The 25,734-nt window shown below is 64.7% G+C and carries 24 protein-coding genes; 14 read left to right on the top strand and 10 right to left on the bottom strand.

What is annotated here, in order from left to right:
* Positions 1-95 precede the first annotated feature (95 nt).
* Positions 96-842, bottom strand: coding sequence for a S1 family peptidase (locus JQ580_RS11095; protein ID WP_212280076.1), 747 nt, complete (start codon positions 840-842; stop codon positions 96-98).
* Between the two features lie 100 nt (positions 843-942).
* On the opposite strand from JQ580_RS11095, the gene JQ580_RS11090 reads away from it, so the two are divergent.
* Complete coding sequence (locus JQ580_RS11090) at positions 943-1,578, top strand: HAD-IA family hydrolase (protein WP_212280075.1); 636 nt, start codon at positions 943-945, stop codon at positions 1,576-1,578.
* Between the two features lie 46 nt (positions 1,579-1,624).
* On the opposite strand, the gene mtnA is transcribed toward JQ580_RS11090, so the two are convergent.
* The 3 genes from mtnA to JQ580_RS11075 all read right to left on the bottom strand — a co-directional run bounded on the left by mtnA (position 1,625) and on the right by JQ580_RS11075 (position 4,027).
* A complete protein-coding gene (mtnA, locus tag JQ580_RS11085; RefSeq protein WP_212280074.1) occupies positions 1,625-2,740 on the bottom strand; it encodes an S-methyl-5-thioribose-1-phosphate isomerase in 1,116 nt (371 codons plus the stop codon).
* 13 nt (positions 2,741-2,753) lie between these two features.
* The gene (locus tag JQ580_RS11080) at positions 2,754-3,632 is read right to left on the bottom strand and encodes an S-methyl-5'-thioadenosine phosphorylase (protein WP_212280073.1); all 879 of its coding nucleotides are present in this window, start codon (positions 3,630-3,632) and stop codon (positions 2,754-2,756) included.
* A 122-nt stretch (positions 3,633-3,754) separates the two neighbouring features.
* The gene (locus tag JQ580_RS11075) at positions 3,755-4,027 is read right to left on the bottom strand and encodes a phosphopantetheine-binding protein (RefSeq protein ID WP_094976241.1); all 273 of its coding nucleotides are present in this window, start codon (positions 4,025-4,027) and stop codon (positions 3,755-3,757) included.
* 357 nt (positions 4,028-4,384) lie between these two features.
* On the opposite strand from JQ580_RS11075, the gene JQ580_RS11070 reads away from it, so the two are divergent.
* From JQ580_RS11070 to JQ580_RS11040, 7 genes are all read left to right on the top strand, one after another.
* Positions 4,385-5,602, top strand: coding sequence for an acyl-CoA dehydrogenase family protein (locus JQ580_RS11070; RefSeq protein ID WP_212280072.1), 1,218 nt, complete (start codon positions 4,385-4,387; stop codon positions 5,600-5,602).
* 39 nt (positions 5,603-5,641) lie between these two features.
* A complete protein-coding gene (locus tag JQ580_RS11065) occupies positions 5,642-6,619 on the top strand; it encodes an amino acid--[acyl-carrier-protein] ligase (protein ID WP_212280071.1) in 978 nt (325 codons plus the stop codon).
* A 116-nt stretch (positions 6,620-6,735) separates the two neighbouring features.
* On the top strand, positions 6,736-7,611 hold the full coding sequence (locus tag JQ580_RS11060; RefSeq protein WP_212280070.1) for an acyl-CoA acyltransferase: 876 nt from the start codon (positions 6,736-6,738) through the stop codon (positions 7,609-7,611).
* Between the two features lie 255 nt (positions 7,612-7,866).
* On the top strand, positions 7,867-10,734 hold the full coding sequence (locus JQ580_RS11055) for a PAS-domain containing protein (protein ID WP_212280069.1): 2,868 nt from the start codon (positions 7,867-7,869) through the stop codon (positions 10,732-10,734).
* Positions 10,735-10,943: 209 nt separating this feature from the next.
* On the top strand, positions 10,944-11,921 hold the full coding sequence (locus JQ580_RS11050; RefSeq protein WP_212280068.1) for a tripartite tricarboxylate transporter substrate binding protein: 978 nt from the start codon (positions 10,944-10,946) through the stop codon (positions 11,919-11,921).
* Positions 11,922-12,003: 82 nt separating this feature from the next.
* The gene (locus tag JQ580_RS11045; RefSeq protein WP_212280067.1) at positions 12,004-12,489 is read left to right on the top strand and encodes a tripartite tricarboxylate transporter TctB family protein; all 486 of its coding nucleotides are present in this window, start codon (positions 12,004-12,006) and stop codon (positions 12,487-12,489) included.
* A gap of 4 nt (positions 12,490-12,493) precedes the next feature.
* Positions 12,494-14,002 carry a tripartite tricarboxylate transporter permease gene (locus tag JQ580_RS11040; RefSeq protein WP_212280066.1) on the top strand — a complete coding sequence of 503 codons (1,509 nt, stop codon included), beginning with the start codon at positions 12,494-12,496 and terminating at the stop codon, positions 14,000-14,002.
* Positions 14,003-14,105: 103 nt separating this feature from the next.
* On the opposite strand, the gene JQ580_RS11035 is transcribed toward JQ580_RS11040, so the two are convergent.
* Positions 14,106-15,800 (bottom strand): bifunctional diguanylate cyclase/phosphodiesterase, encoded by a 1,695-nt coding sequence (locus tag JQ580_RS11035; RefSeq protein ID WP_212280065.1) that lies wholly within the window; start codon positions 15,798-15,800, stop codon positions 14,106-14,108.
* A gap of 221 nt (positions 15,801-16,021) precedes the next feature.
* On the opposite strand from JQ580_RS11035, the gene JQ580_RS11030 reads away from it, so the two are divergent.
* Positions 16,022-16,282 (top strand): hypothetical protein, encoded by a 261-nt coding sequence (locus JQ580_RS11030; RefSeq protein ID WP_212280240.1) that lies wholly within the window; start codon positions 16,022-16,024, stop codon positions 16,280-16,282.
* 6 nt (positions 16,283-16,288) lie between these two features.
* Here the strand turns inward: JQ580_RS11030 and JQ580_RS11025 are convergent, their stop codons facing one another.
* The 3 genes from JQ580_RS11025 to mtgA form a co-directional block, all read right to left on the bottom strand.
* On the bottom strand, positions 16,289-16,942 hold the full coding sequence (locus JQ580_RS11025; RefSeq protein ID WP_212280064.1) for a hypothetical protein: 654 nt from the start codon (positions 16,940-16,942) through the stop codon (positions 16,289-16,291).
* A 144-nt stretch (positions 16,943-17,086) separates the two neighbouring features.
* On the bottom strand, positions 17,087-17,269 hold the full coding sequence (gene rpmF / locus JQ580_RS11020) for a 50S ribosomal protein L32 (RefSeq protein ID WP_007598106.1): 183 nt from the start codon (positions 17,267-17,269) through the stop codon (positions 17,087-17,089).
* A 168-nt stretch (positions 17,270-17,437) separates the two neighbouring features.
* The gene (gene mtgA / locus JQ580_RS11015; protein WP_212280063.1) at positions 17,438-18,112 is read right to left on the bottom strand and encodes a monofunctional biosynthetic peptidoglycan transglycosylase; all 675 of its coding nucleotides are present in this window, start codon (positions 18,110-18,112) and stop codon (positions 17,438-17,440) included.
* Positions 18,113-18,273: 161 nt separating this feature from the next.
* Here mtgA and JQ580_RS11010 point away from each other — a divergent pair, with 161 nt between their 5' ends.
* Both JQ580_RS11010 and JQ580_RS11005 read left to right on the top strand, forming a co-directional pair.
* Positions 18,274-19,197 (top strand): polyprenyl synthetase family protein, encoded by a 924-nt coding sequence (locus JQ580_RS11010; protein ID WP_212280062.1) that lies wholly within the window; start codon positions 18,274-18,276, stop codon positions 19,195-19,197.
* Positions 19,198-19,398: 201 nt separating this feature from the next.
* Positions 19,399-20,085 carry a DUF1345 domain-containing protein gene (locus JQ580_RS11005; RefSeq protein ID WP_212280061.1) on the top strand — a complete coding sequence of 229 codons (687 nt, stop codon included), beginning with the start codon at positions 19,399-19,401 and terminating at the stop codon, positions 20,083-20,085.
* Between the two features lie 34 nt (positions 20,086-20,119).
* On the opposite strand, the gene JQ580_RS11000 is transcribed toward JQ580_RS11005, so the two are convergent.
* Both JQ580_RS11000 and JQ580_RS10995 read right to left on the bottom strand, forming a co-directional pair.
* Positions 20,120-21,928 (bottom strand): caspase family protein, encoded by a 1,809-nt coding sequence (locus JQ580_RS11000; protein WP_212280060.1) that lies wholly within the window; start codon positions 21,926-21,928, stop codon positions 20,120-20,122.
* Positions 21,929-22,098: 170 nt separating this feature from the next.
* On the bottom strand, positions 22,099-22,527 hold the full coding sequence (locus tag JQ580_RS10995) for a GFA family protein (protein ID WP_212280059.1): 429 nt from the start codon (positions 22,525-22,527) through the stop codon (positions 22,099-22,101).
* A 95-nt stretch (positions 22,528-22,622) separates the two neighbouring features.
* Here JQ580_RS10995 and JQ580_RS10990 point away from each other — a divergent pair, with 95 nt between their 5' ends.
* From JQ580_RS10990 to JQ580_RS10980, 3 genes are all read left to right on the top strand, one after another.
* A complete protein-coding gene (locus JQ580_RS10990; RefSeq protein ID WP_212280058.1) occupies positions 22,623-22,997 on the top strand; it encodes a nuclear transport factor 2 family protein in 375 nt (124 codons plus the stop codon).
* 205 nt (positions 22,998-23,202) lie between these two features.
* Positions 23,203-24,060, top strand: a complete 858-nt coding sequence (bla, locus tag JQ580_RS10985) for a class A beta-lactamase (RefSeq protein ID WP_212280057.1) — start codon at positions 23,203-23,205, stop codon at positions 24,058-24,060.
* Positions 24,061-24,108: 48 nt separating this feature from the next.
* The gene (locus JQ580_RS10980; RefSeq protein ID WP_212280056.1) at positions 24,109-25,716 is read left to right on the top strand and encodes a Na+/H+ antiporter; all 1,608 of its coding nucleotides are present in this window, start codon (positions 24,109-24,111) and stop codon (positions 25,714-25,716) included.
* The last annotated feature ends 18 nt before the right edge of the window (positions 25,717-25,734 follow it).

Below are 25,734 nucleotides of genomic sequence, written 5' to 3'. Positions count from 1 at the left end.
GGCCGCCCTTGACGGGCGACGCGTTTCCTCCGCAGCCGGCATGATCACCCGCCGCGCTTCCGCTTCAAAATGACATAGATCAAGTCGCGGTCAAATCACAGTGCCGCACCCCAGCTCCGCGCAGTCTGCACGATCCAGTCGCGGTAGAGCGTGAGCGGCGTGACGCCGGTCAATCCGCCGCAGCCATCGCCGGCGTTCGGTCCCGTTGCCCAGCTGATGACTCCGACAAGCACGGCGCCGTTCGGCTTGTCCTCGAAGACAGGACCACCGGAATCGCCGGTACAAGCTCCAATTCCGTCGCGAACACCGTTGGTTACGGGATCGACCAGGCGGATCTGAAGCGTGCCGGGCTGGCCCGTGACGACGAGGCCTGCGACGCGCGTGGCTCCGCCGCTCCTGCCATCACCGCGCACGGTGACCCCAGTACCGGCAATGACGAAGCGGCTACCGACCCGGATCGGACTACTCGGCGTGCCGACCGGCACTGCCGATTTTCCCTTGAGTGGAATTTCCAGTTGCAACAGCGCCACGTCTGCACCGGCGCGATGCACCTGCGCTCTGTAGCCCGGATGGATGGCGATGGTGCGAACGTTCAGCAATTGAGGTTCGCCACCGCTGCGATCGACGATCTTGTAGTCCGCGCCCGGCGGCACGCAGTGAGCGCCGGTCAATACGATCTTCGGCGCGATCAGAGTGCCGGTGCAGGAATTGCCGCGCGAACCGACGATGGTGACAACGGCGCGCGCCACGCCATCGGCCTGCGGCGTACCGCCGCCGACGATGGCATGCGCGGGTGTGGCGAGCAGCAGCGCAGTCGTGATGAGAGTGGCAAGCTTCTTCATGGGAACACGCTTCGGAGTGGCGGCGACAGACTGCTTCGGACTGGCTCTTGCCGATACCCCATGCTAGCGCTCTTGGAAAGGAATTGACGAGGGCGGGATAGTGGCGATCGAGGCTGTGATCTTTGATTTTGGCGGCGTGCTGACGAGCTCACCGTTCGAGGCGTTCGCGCGGTTCGAGACTGAGCGTGGGCTGCCCGTCGACATCATCCGTCGGACCAACGCCGCCAACCATCTGGAAAACGCCTGGGCCAGGTTCGAACGGGCCGAGATCGATATCGATGCCTTCGACGAATTGTTCGCCACGGAATCACTCGCACTCGGCGCGGAGGTGCGCGGCCGCGACGTGCTGCCGCTGCTGCAGGGCCATCTGCGTCCCGAGATGGTCGAGGCGCTGAAGCGCATCAAGGCGCAATTCAAGACCGGCTGCATCACCAACAACCTGCCTGCCAATGCCATCGGCAGCATGACGGGGCGTTCCCTCTATATCGCTGAAGTCATGGTGCTGTTCGACCACGTGATCGAATCCGCCAAGATCGGCCTGCGCAAGCCTGATCCGCGCATCTACCGGCTGATGGTCGAGACGCTGAAGGTCGATCCGAACAATTGCGTCTATCTCGACGATCTCGGCGTCAATCTGAAACCCGCGCGCGAGATGGGAATGACCACGATCAAGGTTGCCAGCGGCGCCCAGGCGATTGCGGAGCTCGAGGCGGCGACGGGGTTGAAGCTAGGGTAGTCTTTGATCCCCGTCATTGCGAGCGCAGCTGTGCGATATCGCCGGACTAAACCTGCTCCGCCGCCGCAGCAGCCATCCGCTCCGGAAACGCCGCTGCCAGCTCGTCGCGATCCGGCTTCAGCACGCCGCGCTCGGTGATGAGGCCGGTCACCAGCCGTGCCGGCGTGACGTCGAACGCGTAGTTCGCGACCGGCGAGCCCTCGGGCACGATGCGCACCGTCTCCAGTCGTCCATCCGCGGTGCGGCCGGTCATGTCGGTGACCTCAACGCCGCTGCGCTGCTCGATCGGAATGTCGCGGATGCCGTCATGGACGGCAAAATCGATCGTCGGCGACGGCAGCGCGACATAGAACGGCACGCCGTTGTCGTGCGCGGCCAGCGCCTTCAGATAGGTGCCGATCTTGTTGCAGACGTCGCCGTTGGCGGCGACGCGGTCGGTGCCGACGATGGCGAGATCGACCATGCCGTGCTGCATCAGATGGCCGCCGGTGTTGTCGGGGATCACCGTGTGCGGCACGCCGTGATGACCGAGTTCCCAGGCGGTGAGCGAGGCGCCCTGGTTGCGCGGGCGCGTCTCGTCGACCCAGACATGGATCTTGATGCCGCGCTCGTGCGCCAGATAGATCGGCGCCGTTGCGGTGCCCCAATCGACGGTGGCGAGCCATCCGGCGTTGCAATGGGTCAGCACGTTGACGGTCTCGCCCGGCTTCTTCGATGCGATCGCCTCGATCAGCTTCAGGCCGTTGCCGGCGATGCCGCGGTTGATCTCGACGTCCTGCTCGACGATCTCGTCGGCCCGCGCATACGCCGCCTCGGCCCGCTCCAGCGGATCGATCGGCGTGAGCGCCAAGCGCATCTCGTCCAGCGCCCATTTCAGATTGATCGCGGTCGGCCGCGCCACCACGAGCGTCTCGTAAGCCCGTTTCAGGCCGGCGTCGGAGGCGTCCTCGCGCATGGCGAGGGCCATGCCGTAGGCAGCAGTGGCACCGATCAGCGGGGCGCCACGCACCAGCATGTCGCGGATTGCGATGGCTGCGTCTTCGCATGAAGTCAGTTTCGTGACGACGAACTCATGCGGCAGCCGGCGCTGGTCGATCGCACCGATTGTCCAGCCGTCAGGCTCGCGCCAGATGCTGCGGAAATGCTTGCCGTCGACCTTCATGGCATTCTGCCTTTCAGTTCACGCGCAGGATACGCCCGGCCACCGCATCGAGCTTCTTCAGAAGCGCGGGATCGCGCGCCTCGGGCGCCGTGATCAGCGCAGTGTCGAGCGCGCGGTCGGAGCCGATCGGGCACAGTTCATGCTCGCGCGGAAAATCCTTCGCCAACCGCGCCACCAGCGCCTTGGCTTTGTCGGCATTCGACGTCAACACGCGGATGATGTCCTGCACGGTGACGGCATCGTGATCGGGATGCCAGCAGTCGAAATCCGTCACCATCGCCACCGTGGCGTAACAGAGCTCCGCCTCGCGGGCGAGCTTGGCCTCGGGCATGTTGGTCATGCCGATCACGGAATAGCCCAGCGTCTTGTAGGTCATGCTCTCCGCGTAGGTGGAGAATTGCGGCCCCTCCATGCAGACATAAGTGCCGCCACGCGCGATCGCGATGTTTTCGGCTTCGGCGGCCGCGGCCAGATGAATGCGCAAACGTGGGGAGACCGGATGCGCCATCGACACGTGCGCGACGCAACCCCGGCCGAAGAACGAGCTCTCACGCTTGTGGGTTCGGTCGACGAATTGATCGACGAGAACGAAGGTGCCCGGCGGCAATTCCTCCCTGAAGGAACCGCAAGCCGACAGCGAGATCAGGTCGGTGACGCCGGCCCTCTTCAGCACGTCGATATTGGCGCGATAGTTGATGTCCGAGGGCGAGAGACGGTGGCCCTTGTCGTGCCGCGGCAGGAACACGATCGGCAGGCCGGCAATCGTGCCGCGCCTCAAGGGAGCCGACGGCTCCCCCCACGGGCTGCTGATCATCTCCTCGCGCGCATCCTCGAGACCGGGCAGGTCATAGATGCCCGAGCCGCCGATGATGCCCAATACCGCCTGCGTCATACCTGCTCCACCTGTTCGCCACGTGCGACATGGTTAAGCTATGCCAGTTTTGCGGCGGCTTTGGAACGGGGGTGGTGGGGCGATGCCGGTGGTGTGAGCGGCGCAGGGACGATACCTGAGCGTTATGCCGCGTTCGCCAGCTGCAGCTGCGTCGCCACCATCCGCTCAAGCGTCTCGACGGACTGGAAATTCTCCGGCGTGATCTCGGCCTGCGGGATGGTGAAGTCGAACTCGGCTTCGACGCCAAGCATCAGATTGACCATATCCATCGAGGTCAGGCCGACATCGACGAGCTTGGCGGACGGCGTAACATCGGCGGTGAGCGAATTCTGTTCGAGGATGCCCTTCACCAGCTTGATGATGCGATTGCGCAATTCGGTATCAAAGGCTTGCATCGGCAAATTCCCGTCTGTCTGTCAAAGGTCGGACCGGCTTGCCGCCTACGATGGGCACGGCCTGCCGGTCCCGCAATGGGCGACACCAATACTTCACGTTTCTTAGTAAACGATGACTCAGATTGTCCGGAATTCGACCCTCTTCCAGATTCCTAACGCGATGCCGGAAAAACGGCGGATGCAAACAACCGGGCCTTAACTGTTCGTTCGGAATTTGGCTTTGTTTACCCTCTATTTCATCGACGAATTTGAATTAAATCCGTAGCCTCATCTCACAATCAAGATGGCCGGAGGATCGCTTACGTGCATCGCGAATGATGCCGGCGATCTCGAACGGCAAACCGGAGGCGGACGAGTATGAACGTGCGTGAAGCAGTCCTCACTGTCGACGAAACAGATACGAGCGTCCTCGAGCAGGGTCCCTCCCTGGTCGAGCGCGCAGCCCGGACCGCCGCAGCGGCTGCGGCCGACGCAGACGGCGTCGATCGCGACGCCCGCTTCCCCCACAAGGCGTTCGAGGTCGCACGCGAGCAGAAGCTGCTCGGCGTCATGATCCCGGTCGAGTTCGGCGGCTTCGGTGCCTCCATCTACGACGTTACCGACATCTGCTACACGCTCGGACGCGCCTGCGCCTCGACGGCGATGATCTACGCCATGCACCAGACCAAGGTCGCCTGCGTCGTCAGGCACGGTCACGGCATCCCCTGGATGGAAACCATGATGCGCCGGGTCGCCCGTGACCAGTGGCTGCTCGCCTCCTCCACCACCGAAGGCCAGAACGGCGGCAACATCCGCGCCAGCGCCGCCGCCGTCGACCACGCCGGTGACACCGTTTCGCTGGTGCGCGACGCCACCGTGATCTCCTACGGCGCGGAAGCCGACGGCCTCGTCACCATCGCCCGCCGCGCCACAGAGGCCGCTGCCTCTGACCAGGTGCTGCTGGCGCTCGCCAAGGACGACTATTCGCTGAAGCGGACGCTGGGCTGGGAAACGCTCGGCATGCGCGGCACCTGCTCCACCGGCTTCGAACTGAAGGTGGATTGCCCCGCCGATCGCGTCTTCCCGGAATCCTATGACAAGATCCACGCCCAGACCATGACGCCGTTCGCGCATCTGTGCTGGTCGTCGGCATGGACCGGCATCGCCGCCGCAGCCGTGACCCGCGCGCAGGCCTTCATCCGCAAGGCGGCCCGCAGCTCCGGTGGCCAGATGCCGCCGGCTGCCGCGCATTTCACCGCCGCCAAGATGTCGCTGGCGAAGCTTCGCGCGCTGCTATCGGCCAATATCGATGCCTTCGCCCACGCCGAGCATGACGAACGGGCGCTGAGCTCGCTCGACTTCCAATCCTCGATCACGCTTCTGAAGGTGCAGGCCTCCGAGCTCGCGGTCGAGACCGTGATGCACGCGATGCGCACGGCCGGCCTCTCCGGCTACCGCAACGACGGCGAATTCACCATGGGCCGGCACCTCCGCGACGTGCTGTCATCCCCGATCATGATCAACAACGACCGCATTCTGGCCAATGCCGCGACATCGACACTGATGAGCGGCGTGCCGACAAGCCTTCGCGACTGAATCAATAACAACAAATTCGAGATAACAGGATATCGCGCCATGAGCATTGCCATTCTCTCCGACTCGCCCGCGACCGCGCCGCAGATGATCGATCCGCTCGACCATCTCGCCGACAAGCTGTTCCACCGCATGGGCGCCGACGGCGTCTACGCCCGCACCGCGCTCTACGAAGGCATCGTCGAGAAGCTCGCCGCGCTGATCACGGGCCATCGCGAGAGCGGCACCGAAGTGATGCGCTTCCCGCCGGTAATGAGCCGGGCCCAGCTGGAAAAATCCGGCTATCTCAAGAGCTTCCCGAACCTGCTCGGCTGCGTCTGCGGCCTGCACGGCACCGAACGCGAGATCAACGCCGCGGTGAGCCGCTTCGATGCCGGCGGCGACTGGACCACCTCGCTGTCGCCCGCCGACCTCGTGCTGTCGCCCGCTGCTTGCTATCCGGTCTATCCGATCGCGGCGAGCCGCGGACCTCTGCCGAAAGGCGGCCTGCGCTTCGATGTCGCCGCTGACTGTTTCCGCCGCGAGCCTTCCAAGCATCTCGACCGTCTGCAATCGTTCCGGATGCGCGAATATGTCTGCATCGGCACCGGCGACGACGTTGCTGATTTCCGCGACCGCTGGATGGTGCGCGCGCAGAACATCGCGACCGATCTCGGCCTCACCTTCCGTGTCGACTATGCCAGCGATCCCTTCTTCGGTCGCGTCGGCCAGATGAAGGCGGTGAGCCAGAAGCAGCAGCAGCTCAAGTTCGAATTGCTCATTCCGCTGCGCTCGGAAGAGCAGCCGACCGCCTGCATGAGCTTCAATTATCACCGCGAGCATTTCGGTACGACGTGGGGAATCCAGGACGCCAATGGCGAGCCGGCCCACACCGGCTGCGTCGCCTTCGGCATGGACCGGCTGGCGGTCGCCATGTTCCAAACGCACGGCACCGACCTTTCCGCCTGGCCCGCCACGGTGCGCGACATCCTGGGCCTGCAGCCGCAGGTCACAGACGCCCATGTCGAAGGTTGGCGCTGACAGCTTGATCCGGATCCGAAGGCCGCGGCGGCAAAACGTGCGACGCGGCCTTTCGAAAAGACCATGCTGAAACAATAGATCGAACGAGGCCTGCCATTTCCACGGGTAAGACGAGCGTGATTCACACCAAGGTGCGATGCCGCGAGATCACCGAAGCCGACGCCGAAGCGGTCGCGGACCTGCTGACGCGCGGCTTCGTCGGTCGCTCACGGAACTACTGGATTCAAGGTCTGCGCCGGCAGGCCTTCCGGCCCGTACCGGAGGGCTATCCCCGCTTCGGCTACATGCTCGACAGTGACGGCACGCCAGTCGGCGTTCTGCTGCTGATCTACACGGCGCGGAAGAACGGCGAAGAGACCACTATCCAGTGCAATCTGTCGAGTTGGTATGTCGATCCGGCCTACCGCAACTATGCCCCGCTGCTGACCAAGATCGCGCAGCGGCACAAGGAAGTGACTTATTTCAATATCAGCCCGGCAACGTGGACCTGGCCGATCATTGAAGCGCAGGGCTTTCGCACCTATTGCGGCGGTATATTCTTCTCGGTGCCTGCCCTGGCGCGCCCCCCGCGCTGGAGCGAGGTTGAGGTCATCTCGCCTCACGCCAAGACGATCGAGGGGCTGTCCGAAGCCGAAACCGAGTTGCTGACGCGGCACGCGCGCTACAATTGCCTCAGCCTCGTCTGCCGAACGCCGAAGGGAGCATTCCCCTTCATCCTGCAACCGGTGCGCATCCGCCGCGGCTTCCTCGCGCCCCCTGCGATGAAGCTAATCTATTGCCGCAGTGCTGCTGAGTACGCACTCTGTGCAGGCCGCATCGGCCGGCTGCTGCTGCGGCTCGGCAAGATCGCGGTGACGATCGATTCCAACGGGCCGATTCCCGGCCTGGTCGGTATTTACACCGAGCGGCGCGGGCGCAAATATTTCAAAGGCCCGCACCGGCCGCAGCTCGGCGATCTCACCGATACGGAACTGGTGTTGTACGGGCCGTAGGCAGACCGCAGCCAGCATTCCAGCGCCGTCATCCTGAGATGCTCGCCGCGCGCAGCACGGTTCGCCTCGAAGGATGAAGGCGAAAGGTTAGTGTCTGTGGTGGCGACCTCGCCATCGGTCGCGACACACATCTCTCCATCGCCGGTCACCCTCCGTAAACTACTGCGCTTAAGGGAATTTTCCGGGCTCTTCGCTACACTCGGTGGTTGAATTAGGCTGCGTTACGTCTATTGCCCGCCGAGACCCGCCGACCCCATGATTTCGCCCCGCGACAACGAGATTGGTGTACGCCGCGAGCAAGGCCCGGAGGCCCTGGTCGCGCTGAGCCAGCTTGCGCTCGACCGCATGGAACAGGGTGTCTGCGTCTACGATGCCGACAACAGGATCGTACTGGTCAACCAACGCTATCTGTCGCTGTTCGACATGTCGGCCGACATCGTGCGGGTGGGCACGAGCTACCGCGAGGTGCTCGCGCATAGCGCGGTGCGCGGTAATTTTCCCCAGGATCAACTCGACACGCTGTATTCGTCGCGGATCGCGCAGATCGCAGACGGAAAGCCGTTCCGCACCGAGCAGCAGCTTGCGAGCGGCCTCGTGATGTCGCTAGAAATGAAGCCGTTACCCGGCGGCGGCTGGATGACGATCTGCGACGATGTCACCCGCCTCGCCCGGCTCGAAGCCGAATTGCGCGTGCAGACCGAGCGCAGCCAGCACGCGCTCGCCAACATGTCGCACGGCCTCATCATGTACGACGCCGACAGCCGCGTCGTCGTTTGCAACGATCGTTTCCTGAACCTCTACGATCTCGATCCCGACGTCGTGAAGCCAGGCGCCCCGCATCGTGCCGTGCTCGATCATTGGGTGGAACGCGGCAATTCGTCGGGCATGCCTGCCGAGGAATTCCACATCGCAAGGTTGGAGGACGTGCGCACCAGAAGGGCGAAAACCCTGCTGGTGATGCGTTATGACGGACGCATGGTGCAGACGGTCTCCCGCTTCCTGCCCGACGGCGGCTGGGTCACCGTGCACGAGGACGTCACGGAGCGGCTGCAATACGAGGAAACGCTGAGGCAGCAGAATTCCATTTTCGACGCCGCACTGGAGAACATGGCGCACGGGCTCGCCTTCTACGACAGCGACATGCGCCTCCGCATCTGCAACACCACCTACCGCAGGATCTATCGACTGTCACCGGCGGAGACCAGGCCCGGCACCCACCTCGCCGAGCTGATCGAGCGTTCGATGGCGAACGGCGCGTTTGCTTCGGAGTACAGCCCGCAGCAGATCCTCGAAGCCGCCCGCGCACGGATCGCGAGCCGCGATTGCTCGCCGATGCGCAGGAACATGGCGCACGGCACCGTGATCTCGGTGCGCTATTGCGCACTGGCCGAGGGCGGGTTCGTCGCGACCTACGAGGATATCACCGAGCGCGAACATGCGATCGGGGAACTGAGCGAGCAGTATCGCCGTTTCGATGCGGCACTGAACAACATGAGCCAGGGTCTGTGCATGCTCGATGCGAGCCTGCACGTCATCGTGTGCAATCGCCGTTACATCGAGATGTACGGCCTGTCGCCCGATATCGTGAAGCCCGGCGTCTCGATGCGCGAGATCATGGAGCACAGCTGCGAGCTCGGCATCCATCAGAACACCACGGCCGCGCGGCTCTATGCCGATTACGTCGAGCGGCTGCGCGAGGGCGAGCATACACTGCACCGGCATCTGAGCGACGGCCGCATCATCAAGCTCAATCACAAGCGGATGGAGCATGGCGGCTGGGTCGTCACCTACGAGGACGTCACCGAGCGCCACAAGGCCCAGGCGCGGGTCGCACACATGGCGCAGCACGATTCGCTGACCGACCTGCCCAACCGCACGCTGTTCCGCGAGAAGATGAGCGAGGGACTGAACCAGGTCGCGATCGCCGGCGGTGCGATGGCCGTGCTCTGCTTCGACCTCGACAATTTCAAAACCGTCAACGACCGCCTCGGCCACGCCGCCGGCGACCGGCTGCTCCGCTGGGTTGCAGCGCGCCTGAAGGAGAATGTCGGCGAGCACGACACCGTCGCGCGCCTCGGCGGCGACGAATTCGCCGTGCTGCAGCGTGGACCGCAGCCGCAATCCGCAGAGCAATTGGCCAGAAGGGTGATCGAGGTCATCGGTCATCCGCCACCGCTGGAAAACCAGTCGATCCATGTCGGCGTCTCCGTCGGCATCGCGATCGCGCCCGACCACGGGCTCGATGCCGACGAACTGATGAAATGCGCCGACCTCGCGCTGTACCAGGCCAAGGCCAAGGGGCGCGGCGCCTATCAGCTGTTCGAGCCCGTAATGGAGGAAGAGGCGCGCAGCCGGCACGCGCTGGAGCACGATCTGCGCGGCGCACTGGAAGCAGGCCAATTCCACCTGGTGTTCCAGCCGCAGGTGCGGCTCGATTCGTCCGAGCTGACCGGGTTCGAGGCGCTGCTGCGCTGGAAGCATCCCTCGCGCGGCTTCGTTTCGCCGGCCGAGTTCATTCCGATCGCGGAAGAGGACGGGCTGATCGTTCCGATCGGCGAATGGGTGCTGCGCACCGCCTGCGCCACCGCCGTGTCATGGCCCGACGTCACCGTCGCGGTGAACCTGTCGCCGGTGCAATTCCGCTCACGCGGTCTGGTGGCGATGGTGACGAACGCGTTGGCCGAGGCCGGCCTGCCGCCGCAACGGCTCGAGCTCGAGGTCACCGAGACGGCGCTGCTCGACGACAGCGAGGCGACGATCGAGATCCTGCACCAGCTACGCGTCCTCGGGGTGCGCATCAGCCTCGACGATTTCGGCGTCGGCTATTCTTCGCTGAGCTACCTGCGCAAGTTTCCGTTCGACCGCATCAAGATCGATCGCTCCTTCGTCGGCACGCTCGGCGAAAGCCCGGAGAGCGTTGCCATCGTCCGCACCATCGCAAGCCTCGGCGCCGTGCTTGGCGTCGAGACGACGGCCGAGGGTGTCGAGACCGAGGAGCAATTGGACTTCGTCCGCGAGTGCGGCTGCACCGCCGTCCAGGGCTATTATTTCGGCAGGCCATGCCTCGCATCGGAAGTTGGACGCACCATCGAGACGCTGAGCACGGTCCGGCGCGTGGCGTAGCGGCCTTCTGCTCCCCTCAAATTCCGCCTCTCGGCACACGGCCAAACGACGAATTGTCGCACGTGCCGCCTCTCCCGGGATTGCCGCACCGCCCGGCGCCTGCGGCCCGCGCAATGCGCTTTTCTTCTCGCTCGATTTCAGGAACAATCGCGTCGCAAGAACGAGAAAAGGCGGCCCGCAAAGAGGTCCGCCGCGAGGGAGGAGTTTCGATGCCGCGATTCGGGCTGAAGACGATCGCATTTGCCACGATGCACGCCGTCATGGGCGCATTGTTCTCCACGGCCGCCAGCGCGCAGGACTATCCCAGCAAGCCGATCACGCTGATCGTGCCGTGGCCGGCCGGCGGATCGACCGATATCTCGATGCGCGCCATCGCCGATAGCGCTTCAAAGGTGCTGGGGCAGCCGATCGTGATCGACAACAAGGCCGGCGGCGGCGGCACGGTGGGACCTGCCACCATGGCGGCTGCCGCGAAGCCGGACGGCTATACCATCTCGCAGATACCTATCACCGTGTTTCGCCTGCCCCTGATGCAGGAGGTGTCGTGGGATCCGGCCAAGGATTTCACCTACATCATCCATCTCACCGGCTACACCTTCGGTGTGACCACCAGCGCGGAATCCCAGTTCAAGACCTGGAAGGACGTGGTGGAGTTCGCGAAGGCGAACCCGGGCAAGGTGACCTATGCCACACCGGGCGCCGGCACCTCGCTCCATATCGGCATGGAGCAGATCGCCGGGATGTCCGGCATCAAACTGACACAAGTTCCTTTCAAGGGCGGCGCGGAAACCAACGCCGCGGTGCTGGGTCAGCACACGATGCTTCAGGCGGATTCCACGGGATGGCGGCCGCTGGTCGATGCCGGCAAGCTGCGGCTGCTGATGGTGTGGACCGGCGCACGCTCGCCGAACTACCCTGATGTGCCGACGCTAAAGGAGCTCGGCTACCCCATGGTCTATGATTCCCCGTTCGGCATCGCCGGCCCGAAGGGCCTGGATCCGAAGATCGTCGCCAAGCTGCACGACGCCTTCAAGAAGGCGGTCGAGGATCCCGCGGTCGTGGCAACGCTCGCCAAATACGACATGGTGCCGAACTACAAGAACACCGAAGACTACAAGAAGTTCGTCGTCGAGGTCACGGAGTCGGAGCGCAAGGTGATCGAAACGCTCGGGTTGGCGAAGAAGTAGATCAGGCCGCCTGCGTGTCCCGGACGCGGTGCAGCGCCTCTTCAGCGTTGCACCGCAGAGCGGGGGCACGAGAGAGATCGCGATGAACAATCAAACCAACGTCAAACTCCGCCTCAGCAACTCCGAACTCTGGGGCGGGCTGATCGGGCTCGCGCTCGGCGGCTTCGTGATCTGGTCCGGCATGAAGCTCAAGCTCGGGACCATCAACGATCCCGGCTCCGGCTACGTGCTGTTCTACACGGGCATCCTGATGTGCGTGTTCGCAGGCGCCATCATCGTCTCGGCACTCACCGACGGCGCGCCGACGCTGGCCTCGCGCTGGGAGAACGTGCGCTGGAGCAAGCCGCTCCTGCTGATCGCCTGTCTGGTGGCATTCTCCGTCGCACTGGAGCCGCTTGGTTTCCTGCTGTCCTCGATCCCGTTGATGCTGCTGTTGTTGCGGCTGATCGATCCCGTGCGCTGGACAATGGCGATTCCGATCGCAGTGCTGGCGCCGACGGGCATGTGGTGGGTGCTCAAGCGGCTGCTGTTGATCCAGCTGCCCTCGGGCCTGTTCGGGATCGGCTGACCTTATGGATACGCTTGTCAATGTCGCCCATGGGTTCGGCGTCGCGCTGCTGCCGATCAATTTGCTTTATTGCTTCATCGGCGTCTTCATCGGCACGCTGGTCGGCGTGCTGCCGGGCATCGGGCCGATCTCGGCGATGTCGCTGCTGCTGCCGGTCACGCTGTCGGGCACGCCGGAATCCGGCATCATCATGATGGCCGGCATCTATTACGGCTCGATGTATGGGGGTTCGACCACCTCGATTCTGGTCAACATTCCCGGCGAGGCAGCTTCCGTCGTCACCTGCATCGATGGTCACCAGATGGCGAAGCAGGGCCGCGCGGGTCCCGCCCTCGGTATCTCCGCCTTCGGCTCCTTCATTGCCGGCACGTTCGCGCTGATCGCCCTGATGCTGGTGGCGCCGAGGCTTGCCAGCGTCGCCATCGCGTTCGGCCCGGCAGAGTATTTCAGCCTGATGGTGCTCGGCCTCGTGGTCCTCACCTTCCTGACGCAGGGCTCGATGCCAAAGGCGCTGCTGATGGCGTGCATCGGTGTCGTGCTCGGGCTGATCGGGCTCGACAGCATTACGGCGCAGCCGCGTCTGACCTTCGGCCGCATGGAGCTGATCGACGGCATCGGGCTCGTGCCCGTGGTGATGGGCCTGTTCGGTGTTGCCGAGGTGCTGCTCAACACCGAGCAGGCGATCAAGCGCGACATCATCAACACCAGGATCACCCATCTGCTGCCCACCAAGGAGGACTGGAAGGCGAGCGCAGGTCCGGTCGGCCGCGGCACCATCCTCGGCTTCTTCCTCGGCATCCTGCCGGGCGGCGGCGCGGTGGTGGCGTCGTTTGCCTCCTACGCGCTGGAGAAACGGCTGTCGAAGACGCCCGAACGTTTCGGCCATGGTGCGATCGAAGGCGTCGCCGGGCCGGAATCGGCGAACAACGCCGCGGCGGGCGGCGCCTTCATTCCGCTCATGACGCTGGGCATCCCGCCGAACGTAGTGATGGCGCTGCTGCTCGGCGCCTTCGTCATTCACGGTCTGCAGCCGGGACCGCTGCTGATCACGCAGAACCCCGGCCTATTCTGGGGCATCGTCGCCAGCATGTATATCGGCAACGTCATGCTGCTGGTCCTGAACCTGCCGATGATCGGCATGTGGGTGCAGCTGCTCAAACTGCCCTACAACATCCTGTTCCCCCTGATCATCCTGTTTACGATCCTGGGCGTCTACTGCTCCAGCAACAACGTGTTCGACGTCTATGTGATGATCGCGTTCGGCATCATCGGATATTTCATGCGCAAGCTCGGATACGAGCCGGCGCCGCTGGTGCTGGCCTTCGTGCTGGGGCCGATGATGGAGAACAATCTGCGCAAATCGCTGATCCTGTCGCAGGGCGACCTTTGGACCTTCGTGCAGCGGCCAATCTCGGCAGTATGCCTCACCTTCGCACTGGTGCTGCTGATCGCGCCGCTGCTGCCGTCACTGCGCAAGAAACGCGAGCTGGTGGCGCTGGACGAGGGGGCGTGAAGGTTCGTAGGTTGGATTGGCCGAAGGCGTAATCCACCGCTTCTCGCTTCGACGCGCATGGTAGGGTGGTGGGTTACGCCTTCGGCTAATCACCTACCAGACCTCAGCTTGCCGCTGGCAACACATTCTCCGGCGGAGTGCCCCACGGACGCTCGCCTGAGGCCAGCCCGATCAGGCGGCCCTGGATGTAGTCGCAGCCCCAATCGCGCAGCATGTTTGCGGCCTCTTCGTCCTGCACCCATTCCGCCACCGTCTTGATGTCGAGGCGGCGGGCGAGATCGATCAGGGTCTGCACGAAGGCGCGGTCGTCGGCGGAATGGGTGATGTTCTGCACGAACGCGCCGTCGATCTTCACGATATCGACGCCGAGCTTGCGCAGGTTTCGGAACGAGGTGTAGCCCGCGCCGAAATCGTCGATGGCGATACGGCTGCCGAAATTCTTCAGCCGCGTGACGAAGCCGCGAACATCGTCGATATCCTGGATCGCGACCGTCTCGGTGATTTCGACGATCAGCCGCTCGGCGACGCCGGGATGGGCCAGCATCAGCGACTCGATTCCCGCCCACCAGTCCGGATCCATGGTGGTATCAGGCGAGATATTGAGACTGAGGCTGATGTCGGGCGCAGCGGCGAGCTCGGCGACCACGAGCTCGAGCACGCGGTGATCGACCAGGCGGATCAGGCCGAGCCGTTCGGCGACCGGCACGATGTCCGGAGCGAGCAGCACCTGGCCGTCGCCCTGGTCCATCCGCACCAGGCATTCGTGGAAGGCGCGCTCGCGCGAGACGGCCGATACCACCGGCTCATAGGCAAGCTTGATGCGGCGCTCGTTCAGCGCGGTGACGATCTCGTCGGTGACGCGGATGTTGACGCGGCGCTGGGCATCGCGCGTGGCATCCGGACGCCAGGCCGCGAACGAGCCGACGCGGCGGCGCTTGGCGGCATCCAGCGTCTCATGGGCGCGGTTGACGGCTTCATCGGTGTTGCGGGCATAGCGCGGCACGCTGACCGCGCCGATCGACGCGGTGACCGAGACCGGGCCGGATTTGGTCGGCACCACCTCATCGCGGATGCCGGCAAGGAAACGCTCGGCGGCGACGTTCATGTCGTCGACGGTGCAGTTCTTGAGGATCAGGCCGAACTTGTTGCCGGAAAAGCGGCCGAGCACGTCGCCGCCACGCAGGCGCGAGCGGATGCGCTTGGCGATGTCGAGGATCACCGCATCGGCGACGTCGAAGCCGAAGGCGTCGTTGACGCGGGCGAGATGGTCGATGCCGACCAGCATGAAGGCCGCGGTCGAGCGGTAGCGGATGGTCTCCTCGATCGCCTCGGCCAGCGCGGCAATCAGATGAGAGCGGTTGAGCTCGCCGGTCAGCGGATCGAGCCGGGCCAGCTTGGTCAGCTCCTCGTCGCGGGCGTGGCGCTCATTGTTGATTCGAACCGAGCCGATCGCACGCACCGGGCGACCGTCGGGGCCGGCGAACCAGCGCCCGGTTTCCTCGATCCAGATCACGGGATCGGCGGCGCTCGTGCGAACGCCGTATTCGACCCGGTAGGGCGTGCCGTCGGCACCGTGCACGGCGTGGGTCTGCGTCAGCGCCGCAGTCCGCAGCGATGGCGCGGGCTCGATCAGCTTGGCGAATTCGGCGCCCGTCGCCAGCCGTTCGGCGGGAATGCCGGGAAAGACGCTGGCGACCTGGTCGCCCCAGACGATCGCATCACTGCCGATGTCCCAGGCGAACACGGCCTGGCCGAGGGCGGCCAGGATGTCAGAGGCTTGCGGTAATGCGGGGGTCAAAATCGCCTCGTTTCGGGACAGCGGGAGGTCCTGAGCTGACACAGGATAAAGCCAGATTCGTCGCCGACCCTAGGCAAAGTTGATAAACAATTTGGAAACCACGTTTCTGCGGGCCGGGGAACCAGACCGGCCCGTCCGGCATAGGCTTTGCGAGTACTGACACGCACCCGGCACCAGCGTCCCGAAACGCGACAGGCTCGGCCGGATCAACGGTGATCGCGATGTTGAGTACGGACCAATCGGATACGACGGAGAACGGCACAAGCACGGCCATGGTGCCGGTACTGCCGATTTTGCAACGGGTTTACAAAACTCCGTTGCCGCGGCCCGATCCGAGCTTCGTTGCCCAGCTGATCGCCAGTGCCGAACATCTGCCCCAGGCAAACCGGCTGCGCCGCGCCTCTTCCGAGGATGCGCAGACGGCCTATGGCGGCAAGCGCCCGCTGCCAAGCGTCAGCGCGCGCACGCGGCAGGTGGCCTGAGATCGATCAGCGCGGCGGTGTGTCGGGGGACGGAGACGTGCCGTCGCCCGGCTGCAAATGCGGCGAGGGGACTTCTGGCGACGGCGCGCTCTGCACCGGCTTCGGCGCGGGCGGATCCATCAGGACGGATTCGGCGACGGACTGTGCCGAGGACGCGGGCGGCGTCACCGGTGCTGCGAGCGGCGCGGACACCGGCTCGAACTTGGGCTCGGCGACGGCATCGCTCGCCGGAGCTTCCACCTGGCGCTTGGCTTTGCGCGGCGCCGGCACCGTTGTCTCGGCGACATAGGTGACGCGGCGGCGCGTGCGCTGGGCAATGCCGCCGAGGAAATCCGCCATTGCGAGCAGCACCAGCAGGAAATAGGTCGAGTTGCCGAACTTGGGCCACATCACGAATTCGGCGGCGGCTGCGCCGAACAGGATCAGCGACAGCAGATGATCCATCAGGAATTTCGAGCCGGGCCGCGCGCCCTTCACCACTTCGAGCAACAGCAGCACGATACCGAGCGCCAGCATCAGGTCGGCGAGCGTGACCGGCCAGGCCTCGCCTGACACCATCGGCACCTTGAACAGCACATCCGTGAAGGACACGCTCGGCATCAGGAAGGCGATGATGTTGTAGACCGCGAGCGGTATCAGAAGCAGCGGGAAACCGACCATCGGCGAAAGGCCTTCTCGATCAAGATATCCAGACAGGACAATGCGGCGGCGAAGCATTAGCTCCGCCGCCGCCACTGTCATAACTCATGGGCTGGCCGAAATCAGGCAGGCAAAATCATCCTGCCCGGAGAAAGGTCCTTAAAATCAGGACTCTTTCTTCTTCAGGACCTGACGGCCCTTGTACATGCCGGTCTTGAGGTCGAGGTGATGCGGACGACGGAGCTCGCCGGAGTCCTTGTCTTCCACATAGGTCGGCTTCTTGATGGCGTCTGCCGAGCGGCGCATGCCACGGCGCGACGGCGAGGTTTTTCTTCTCGGAACAGCCATTTCTACATCCTCTAGGGATTGGTGTTATCGGGGCATCGTCCGCGAGGGACGGCTCAGCACCCGCAATCCGAGGCGAGCTGAATGCCGATCAAGGCCGCGCTTATAGAGGAAGGCTGGCCGCAAAGCTAGGCTCTTGGGCCGGAAAATGCGCCCGAAAAGGCCCCAAAATCAGCGATTTTCCCGCCAGCAGGTCGCGAGCGAGTTGGCCTGCCCCCTCGCCACATAGGTCGCGGCCAGCCGCCTGACACCCGGGCCGGGGGTTTTGGCGCTACGTGTGACCGGATTCGGCAGGATCGAGGCCAGAAGAGCCGCCTCGCGCGGGGACAGGCTAGCGGCCGATTTGCCAAAGGCATAGGCGCTGCCGGCCTCGACACCGAATTGGCCCCGTGGACCGAACTCGGCGATGTTCAGATAGATCTCCAGGATCCTCGGCTTGGGCAGGACCAAATCGATCCAGAGCGCCAGCGGGAATTCGAGCGCCTTGCGGACGAAGTCCCGACCCTGCCAGAGGAACAGGTTTTTCGCGACTTGCTGGGTGATCGTGGAGGCGCCCCGGAACGGCGTACCATCCTCCTGGGCGTCGTCGATCGCCTCGCGCAGCGCGCCCCAATCGATGCCGTGATGCTTGCAGAAATGGGCGTCCTCGGCTGCGATCACCGAGCGCGGCAGTGCGGGCGACATCGCCGCCAGGTCGATCCATTCCCGCTCCATCGGCGCGCCGCGAAGCGAGCGCCACGCCATCAGCGTCGAAACGGGATGGCCGATGCGGTAGAACGGCGCGATCACATAGGGCGCGAGAATGACGACCGCGAGCGCTACCAGCAGGATTTTGACGATGCGCAAATCGACCTTTCCGGCCCCGAACCAGAAGGGGCCACGGATCCTGCCATTAAGTCTGTGATAATTCGGGCCTTTTCCAGCACTTTTTAGGCCTTCCAAACGATTGACTGGGGCGGGCTCATAAAGGATTGTCCCGCCGAATTTTAGTTCTGGAGCCCTTCTTGATGACCGGCACGTCCCCGTCCGATTTCGCCAAACGTCTGGACAAGACCGCTGATGATACCGAGGCCCTGCTCGGCCGTCTGCTGTCGGACGACATCCTGCACGATGAGATCGCGCGGCCCAAGCGACTGATGGACGCAATGCGCTATTCCAGCCTGAACGGCGGCAAGCGTCTGCGGCCGTTTCTGGTGGTCGAAAGCGCGGCCGTGTTCGGCGTGCCGCGCGAAGCGGCGCTGCTGGTCGGCGCTGCACTGGAATGCATCCACTGCTATTCGCTGATTCATGACGATCTGCCGGCCATGGACAATTCGGACCTGCGGCGCGGCCGCCCCACCCTGCACAAGCACACTGACGACGCCACCGCGATCCTCGCCGGCGACGGCCTGTTGACGCTCGCCTTCGACATCGTCACCCGCGACGAGATCCATCGCGACGCCAATGTGCGGCTGCTGCTGACGCGCGCGCTGGCGCGCTGCGCCGGCATCGGCGGCATGGTCGGCGGCCAGATCCTGGACCTCGCCGGCGAAGGCCGCTTCGGCGGCAACGAACCGATCGATGTCGCCCGCATTCAGCAGATGAAGACCGGTGCGCTGCTGCGTTATGGCTGCATCGCCGGCGCGATCCTCGGCCAGGCCTCGCAGAAAGAATATCAGGCGCTCGACGATTACGGCCGCGCGCTCGGCGAAGCCTTCCAGATCGCCGACGATTTGCTCGACGTCGAAGGCGATGCAGCCGCCCTCGGCAAGCCGGCCGGCGCCGATGCGGCGCTCGGCAAGACCACTTTCGTCACCCAGCTCGGCATCGAAGGCGCCAAGCAGCGCGTGCGCGACCTGCTCGCGCGCGCCGACAGCGCGGTCTCGATCTTCGGCGACCGCGCCGCGGTGCTGCAGGCCGCCGCGCGCTTCGTCGCCGAGCGGAAGAACTGACGTAGCCCATGATCTTCACCTCTCCCCGCCTGCGGGGAGAGGTCGACATTCAGGCGCAGTTTGAATGTCGGGTGAGGGGGTCTCCGTGAGCCTAACTCTCACCGCCCCCGCGGAGGCTCCCCCTCACCCCAACGCTTTCCCCGCAAGCGGGGCGAGGGAGTAGACCGCCACCGCGGAAACAGTGAGAGAGCCTTCGCCATCATGGCCACTGAAAAGGAAGATCCCGCCCTCGCCCGCTTCCGCAAGATGTCGCGGCCGATGCGGCTGATCTATGCGCGGCCACGGACGTTCATCGCGCTTGGTATCGGAATCCTCGTCGGCCTGCTCATGCCGGGCTCACCCCGGCTGACGACGCGACTCGTGCTCAGCTGGGACGCTCTGATCGCAGCCTATCTCGTGCTGGTCTATGTGATGATGCTCTGCAATGACCACCAGCACATCCGCCGCAGCGCCGCGATGCAGGACGACGGCCGCTTCGTGATCCTGCTGGTCACGGCGATCGGCGCTTTTGCGAGCATCGCAGCGATCGTCGCAGAACTCGGCGTCCATCGCGGCGCCGCGGAGCTCTCCATCGCGATCAGCACGATCGCGCTGTCATGGGCCGCCGTGCACACGACCTTCGCACTGCATTACGCCCATGATTATTATCGCAGCGCCAAGCCGGGCGGCCTTCAGTTCCCGAGCGGGGACAAGGAAGACCATGCCGACTATTGGGACTTCGTCTATTTCTCGTTCGTGATCGGCATGACCGCGCAGGTCTCCGATGTCGGCATCACCAGCAAGACCATTCGCCGCACGGCCACGGCACATGGGATCGTCTCGTTCATCTACAACACGGCCTTGCTGGCACTGACGGTCAACATCGCCGCGAGCGCCATCTCGAACTGAGCTTGTCCCGGCATTGCCGGGACGGATCGCATCCTCAGTTGCAGACCTCGGCATTGGCGTCATTGGCGGGACCGCCACCGCCGCGATATTCGAGATGACAACCACGGCTGACCGGGCGGCAGCCGGTGCTGTTGCAGAACATCTGGCCGCCACTCGAGGGACGGCTGGGACGTGCAGAGGCAATGCCGGCCGCAGCGCCATAGCCGCCGGCGGCTCCGTCCTGCCGGCGCTGCCGCGCGGGACGCTCATCGCCGTCGTCGCGCTTCGCCGTTGCAGGCTTGGCCGGCTTTGCGGCGCGCTGCTTCTCGCACTCATTGTCGTCATTGACCGCATAGCCCTCACGGCAAACGATCTTGGTGCATTTGTCGCCGTCTGCCTTGAAGCCGTGCTCGCAAACCAGCGGACAGACCCGCGACGGCTTGGCCTTGACCGCATCCAGCGCGTCCGTGCTCGCCGTCTTCACGTCGAGCTTGGTGCCGGCATAGCGGTTGAACTGCGACAGCGAGCGCTGCGAGGACGTATTCCAGTTGCCGTCGGCCTGCCCGGAATAGCAGCCGACGCGGCCGAGTTCGGTCTGCACCGATCGGCTGAGATCGGCCGGCGCGGTCGCCGGCGTCAGGGAGGCGACGTTGGTGCCGGCAGGGCTCGCCGTGCTGGTCGGCGCAGCGCTCGGTGCTGCGGCGGCGAGATTGACGCGCTGCTGCTCGGCGGCAGCTGCCTGCTGCTGCGCCTGCTCCTTGGCTTTCTGGGCGGCGAGCTGCGCCTGCTCGGCGGCCTTTGCATCGGCGGCCGCCCTGACCTGTGCATCCTTCTGCGCGCCAAGCGCGGCGAGACGATCGCGTTCTGCCTCAGCCTGTTTCGCCTTCTCGGTCGCCGCCGCGTGGGCCTGCTCGGCACCAATTTTCTCGACCTGAAGCTTGGCCAGGCTCGCATAGAAGCCATCGGGATGCTGGGCGAGGAAGGCAGCCCACGCCGCCTTGTTGCCGACCTGGAGCGCGAGCTCGTAATCGCGGCGGATGTCGGCCTGCGGGTTCGGCGCGGGCGCAGCCGGTGCTGCGGCCGTCACCTTGACCGGAACCAGCGGCACGTCCTCACCACCGAGCGAACCGTAGACGAACGGCTCCTGCTTGTTACCGGTCGACTTAAGCACGTCATCGCGCACGAAGCCGAAGGCGCGGCGGACATCGAGACCCGGCGTCGCCAGATGCTTCGACAGCGCGACTGTAAAGGGGCTGTTGGCGCCGTCACCGTCCTGGGCGGTGAATCCAGCCTTGGCCGAATAGGCGATCAGCGTGTTGGGGCTGGTCGGCTCGACCTGCGCGAGGCCCCGGCCGATGCCGCGCGATGCCACCGTGCGTTTCATGGTCTTGCCGAACGGATTGTCGCGGCAGGCATCCAGGATCACCAGACGGAGCTGCTTGGCAGGCTCGACCGCGACCAGAACGCGATCGAGGGACAGTGCTTCGTCATAGACGTCGGTGTCGCGCTCGAGCTTGGCGTCGACAGGGATCAGATAGTTCGAGCCCTCGACCTCGATGCCGTGGCCGGCATAGTAGACCACCGCAATGTCGGCGCTTCGGGTCGCGTCGGCGAACTCGCGCAGCACGCGTCGCGTTTCCTGCGCAGACAAATCGTGCCGGGAATCGACGACATCGAAACCGGCTTCCTTCAATGTCTTCGCCATCACCGCACCGTCATTGACGGGGTTGGCGAGCTGCGGCGCGTGCTGATACGCCGAGTTGGCGAGCACCAGGGCGACCCGCTTTCCGGCGAAAGCGGGCCCGGCACCGAACAGCAACGCGGCGGCAAGGAGAAGCGGGCAAAGTCTGAGCAGATTGCGCATGACACGACTTCCGAAATTCAGGCCGTCTGGGCCCCTTTGGGATCGCTTTAGCAGGAACTGGTGCCGGCACTTGTGATGGAGGTCACGAAGGCTGCACCGGCGACGACCAGAGAGCCCCGTTAGTTTGTCGCACCAGCGCAGCCGCGGTTCGCCGGCCGAGCCGGTTTCCCTCAGACAACACCGATATGCCCCCGATATTGCGGCAGATTGTCCGTAATGTCGTGCCAGGGCGCCTTGGAGGCCACGAAGATGTGGGCGCTCGGCCGGATCGAGGGGGCATCGACCAGGGTTCCAAGGGCGACGTGAACCCATTGTCCGTCCCGCACACGGGAATAAAGCAGCGAGCCGCAACGCCCGCAATGGGCATCATGGGTCGTGTCGTCGCCGAAAATCATCCTCTGGTCGCCACCTCCGACAATGCGGAGCTTGTCCTGCGCGATGCCGGCGAACGGCTTGAACGCGGAGCCGGTGGTGCGACGGCAGTTCGAACAGTGGCAGTTCATCGCATAGGCGAACGCGTCGACCACTTCGAACCTGATGGTGCGGCAGTAGCATTCGCCGATCAGGATACGAGCGTTCGAAGATTCTGATCCGGCCATTCCAACACCCTCGCGCGATTGGCGAGAGACACCCATAGCGCATTTCGACGTGTACGACTAAGTTCCGCCCAAGCCATCATTCAAAAGGATGACCCATGAGCCAGAACCGTTCGAGCGTCGAAGCCGTCGTGCAATCCTATTTCGACGGACTTTACGAGGGCGACGCCGAGAAGCTCGGCGCCATCTTCCATCCCTCCGCTGACTTGCGCTGGGTCGAGAAGGGCGAACTCCAGGTCCTGACCGTGCCCGACTGGCTCGACCGCGTCCGCAAACGCGCCTCCGCCAAGGCCGAGGGCAAGCCGCGCGAGGATTTCGTCGTCACCATCGACCGTTCGGACGACAAGACCGCCTTTATCAAAGTGCGGTGTCAGCTGCCGCCGCGTTTCTTCACCGATTATCTGGTCGCGATGAAACTCGCGGACGGCTGGCAGATCGTGTCGAAGTCGTATCGTTATGATTTGAGGGAGTGACGAGACAAGCCTTCAACAGTCCGACTTGGAAGGCATTCTCTTCGGAACGAGCCCAACTCTCGCCACACGTCATTGCGACGAGCTTTTGCGACGAAGCCATCCAGACTCCCTTGGCGGAGACGCTGGATTGCTTCGCTGCGCTCGCAATGACGGCGCAATAGCGAGTTCATTTTAACCCAACCTTCGGCGCCCCTGAAAGCTTCCCATGCCGCTCGATCGCCGTTCCCTGCTCGCCTCGCTATGCTGGATTGCGGCTTCCCCCGCGCTTGCCGCCGAGCCGCCGCCGGAGCTCGAAACCTTTGAGCGCGACAGCGGTGGGCGGATCGGGGTCTATGCGGAGAACCTTGCAACCGGCGAGAAGCTCGCCTGGCGCGCCGACGAGCGCTTCGTGATGTGCTCGACCTTCAAGGCCTCCCTCGCGGCCTGCGTGTTGGCTCGAGTCGATCGCGGCGAAGAGAAGCTTGCGGCCATGATCGCTTACGGCAAGGCCGATCTGCTGGAGTATGCGCCGGTGGCCAAGCAAAATCTTGCGGCGGGCGCGATGTCGGTCAGCGACATGTGCAAGGCGATCGTCGAGCTCAGCGACAATACCTGCGCCAATCTGCTGCTGGCACGGATCGGCGGCCCCGCCGCGCTCACCGCGTTCTGGCGGTCGCTCGGGGACACCACCTCGCGGTTGGATCACAACGAGCCCGAACTCAACCGCTCGCCGCCCGGGGATCCCCATGACACCACGACGCCGGCAGCGATGGCGGGAAATTTGCGGCGCCTGGTGGTGGGCGAGGCACTGACGCCGGCGTCGCGTGCCCTGCTCACCGAATGGATGGTGAACTGCAAGACCGGCGCGAACCGGCTGCGCGGCGGCCTGCCCGCAGGCTGGACCATCGGCGACAAGACCGGCAACAACGGCAAGGATGCATCGGGCGATATCGCGGTCGCCTGGCCGAAGCCCGATACGCCGATCCTGATCGCGGCCTATACCCAGGGCGGCACGCCGAACGCGGCGCAGATCGAAGCCGCCTTTGCACGCATCGGGCGGATGGTGGCCGAGCGGCTGGCGTAAGCCGGACGCATTGACGCAGCCGTCGCTTCCGGGTCAAGACAGACCATCATGGAAGCGAAGTTTCAGACCTTTCTCATCCTGCTCGCCGTGCTGGCAGGCGTGGCGCTGGCCGCACGCCGCTTCAACGTCGCCCCCGCCATCCTGCTGATGCTGGCTGGCGTCGGCCTTGCCTTCGTGCCGGGCATGCCGGCGGTGGAATTGCCGCCGGAACTGGTGCTGCTGATGGTGCTGCCGCCGCTAATCTACTCGGCCAGCGTCGCCATGAGCTGGCGCGAGTTCCGGAAAAATCTGCGCCCCATCGTGCTGCTCGCGGTCGGGGCCGTGATCTTCACTGCGGCGCTGGTGGCGGCCGCCACCCACTACATGATCGGCCTGCCCTGGACCATCGGCTTCCTGCTCGGCGCCATCGTCGCGCCGCCCGACGTGGTGGCGCCGCTCGCGATCGCACGCCGGCTCAACATGCCGCGACGGCTCCTGGTCATCCTCGAGGGCGAGGGGCTGGCCAATGATGCCACCGCGCTGATCCTCTACCGCTTCGCGCTGGCCGCCATCATGGTCGGGCATTTTTCGCTGCCGCTCGCAGCCGGCGAATTTCTGCTCATCGTTGCGAGCGAAATCGCCTTCGGCATCGGCGTCGGCTGGCTCTCCCTTCGCTTCCGCAAATGGTCCGGGGATCCGCAGGTCGAGCTGACGCTCTCGCTGATCACCCCCTACGTCTCCTATTGGCTGCCCGAGCATATCGGGGGCTCCGGGGTGATCGCGACGGTGGCCTGCGGCCTCTATGTGAGCTGGAACGGCCCGTTGCTGATTTCGTCGGCAACCCGCCTGCAAGGCATCTTCTTCTGGGACCTCGTGATCTACCTGATCGAGGGCGTGCTGTTCCTGCTCACCGGCTTCCAGATGCGGGCGCTCTACGAGAAGTCGAAGGCGTTCCCGCTCGACGACATCCTGATCGCGACCGCATTGGTCCTGGTCATCATCGTGACCGCGCGCTTTGCCTGGCTCTATCCCGCAACCTATCTGCCGCGGATGCTCAGCAAATCGCTGCGCAAGCGCGACCCGTCGCCGCCGTGGCAGTGGCCGTTCGTGCTCGCCTTCACTGGCGTGCGCGGCGCGGTGTCGCTCGCGGCCGCGCTGGCGCTGCCGTTCACGCTGCCCGGTGGCGATGCATTTCCGTATCGCGACCTGATCCTCTTCGTGGCCTTCGGCGTCATCTTCGTCACGCTGATCGGCGTCGGCCTCACGCTGCCGCCCGTGGTGCGCTGGCTCGGCGTCGCCGAAGCAGGCCGCAACGAGCATGTCGCCGAGCACGAAGCCGAGATCGCGGCGAGACGCCAGGCCCTCGAGGCCGCGCTGAAATCGCTCGACGCGCTGACTGAAGAGAAGGACGTCTCCGACGAAGTGATGCGGCTGCTGCGCGCCCGCCATGACATCCGTATCAGTCAGCTCCCCGATTCACTTGACCCCACCCACCACGACGTCTCCGCCGCCGGCACCGCGCTGACCCGCGAGCTGATCGCCGCCGAGCGCAAGTTCATCCACGATCTCCTGCGCGACGGCCAGATCACCGACGAGACGCGCCGCCGGATCGAGCGCGATCTGGACCTGGAGGAGGCGAGCCTGGCGAACCGGGAGTATCGGCGGACGCCGCTGTAACTTTCTTCGTCATTGCGA

Source organism: Bradyrhizobium sp. SZCCT0148, from assembly GCF_018129985.1.
Classification (GTDB): Bacteria; Pseudomonadota; Alphaproteobacteria; order Rhizobiales; family Xanthobacteraceae; genus Bradyrhizobium; species Bradyrhizobium japonicum_H.
The sequence above is the reverse complement of the archived record's forward strand: the minus strand, read 5'-3'. Positions and strand labels throughout refer to the sequence as shown.

Coding starts and splice junctions, on each gene's coding strand:
- JQ580_RS11095 (WP_212280076.1), bottom strand. CDS start 842: ATGAAGAAGCTTGCCACTCTCATCACGACTGCGCTGCTGCTCGCCACA.
- mtnA (WP_212280074.1), bottom strand. CDS start 2,740: ATGAAGGTCGACGGCAAGCATTTCCGCAGCATCTGGCGCGAGCCTGAC.
- JQ580_RS11080 (WP_212280073.1), bottom strand. CDS start 3,632: ATGACGCAGGCGGTATTGGGCATCATCGGCGGCTCGGGCATCTATGAC.
- JQ580_RS11075 (WP_094976241.1), bottom strand. CDS start 4,027: ATGCAAGCCTTTGATACCGAATTGCGCAATCGCATCATCAAGCTGGTG.
- JQ580_RS11070 (WP_212280072.1), top strand. CDS start 4,385: ATGAACGTGCGTGAAGCAGTCCTCACTGTCGACGAAACAGATACGAGC.
- JQ580_RS11065 (WP_212280071.1), top strand. CDS start 5,642: ATGAGCATTGCCATTCTCTCCGACTCGCCCGCGACCGCGCCGCAGATG.
- JQ580_RS11055 (WP_212280069.1), top strand. CDS start 7,867: ATGATTTCGCCCCGCGACAACGAGATTGGTGTACGCCGCGAGCAAGGC.
- JQ580_RS11050 (WP_212280068.1), top strand. CDS start 10,944: ATGCCGCGATTCGGGCTGAAGACGATCGCATTTGCCACGATGCACGCC.
- JQ580_RS11045 (WP_212280067.1), top strand. CDS start 12,004: ATGAACAATCAAACCAACGTCAAACTCCGCCTCAGCAACTCCGAACTC.
- JQ580_RS11040 (WP_212280066.1), top strand. CDS start 12,494: ATGGATACGCTTGTCAATGTCGCCCATGGGTTCGGCGTCGCGCTGCTG.
- JQ580_RS11030 (WP_212280240.1), top strand. CDS start 16,022: ATGTTGAGTACGGACCAATCGGATACGACGGAGAACGGCACAAGCACG.
- JQ580_RS11025 (WP_212280064.1), bottom strand. CDS start 16,942: ATGGTCGGTTTCCCGCTGCTTCTGATACCGCTCGCGGTCTACAACATC.
- rpmF (WP_007598106.1), bottom strand. CDS start 17,269: ATGGCTGTTCCGAGAAGAAAAACCTCGCCGTCGCGCCGTGGCATGCGC.
- JQ580_RS11010 (WP_212280062.1), top strand. CDS start 18,274: ATGACCGGCACGTCCCCGTCCGATTTCGCCAAACGTCTGGACAAGACC.
- JQ580_RS11005 (WP_212280061.1), top strand. CDS start 19,399: ATGGCCACTGAAAAGGAAGATCCCGCCCTCGCCCGCTTCCGCAAGATG.
- JQ580_RS11000 (WP_212280060.1), bottom strand. CDS start 21,928: ATGCGCAATCTGCTCAGACTTTGCCCGCTTCTCCTTGCCGCCGCGTTG.
- JQ580_RS10995 (WP_212280059.1), bottom strand. CDS start 22,527: ATGGCCGGATCAGAATCTTCGAACGCTCGTATCCTGATCGGCGAATGC.
- JQ580_RS10990 (WP_212280058.1), top strand. CDS start 22,623: ATGAGCCAGAACCGTTCGAGCGTCGAAGCCGTCGTGCAATCCTATTTC.
- bla (WP_212280057.1), top strand. CDS start 23,203: ATGCCGCTCGATCGCCGTTCCCTGCTCGCCTCGCTATGCTGGATTGCG.
- JQ580_RS10980 (WP_212280056.1), top strand. CDS start 24,109: ATGGAAGCGAAGTTTCAGACCTTTCTCATCCTGCTCGCCGTGCTGGCA.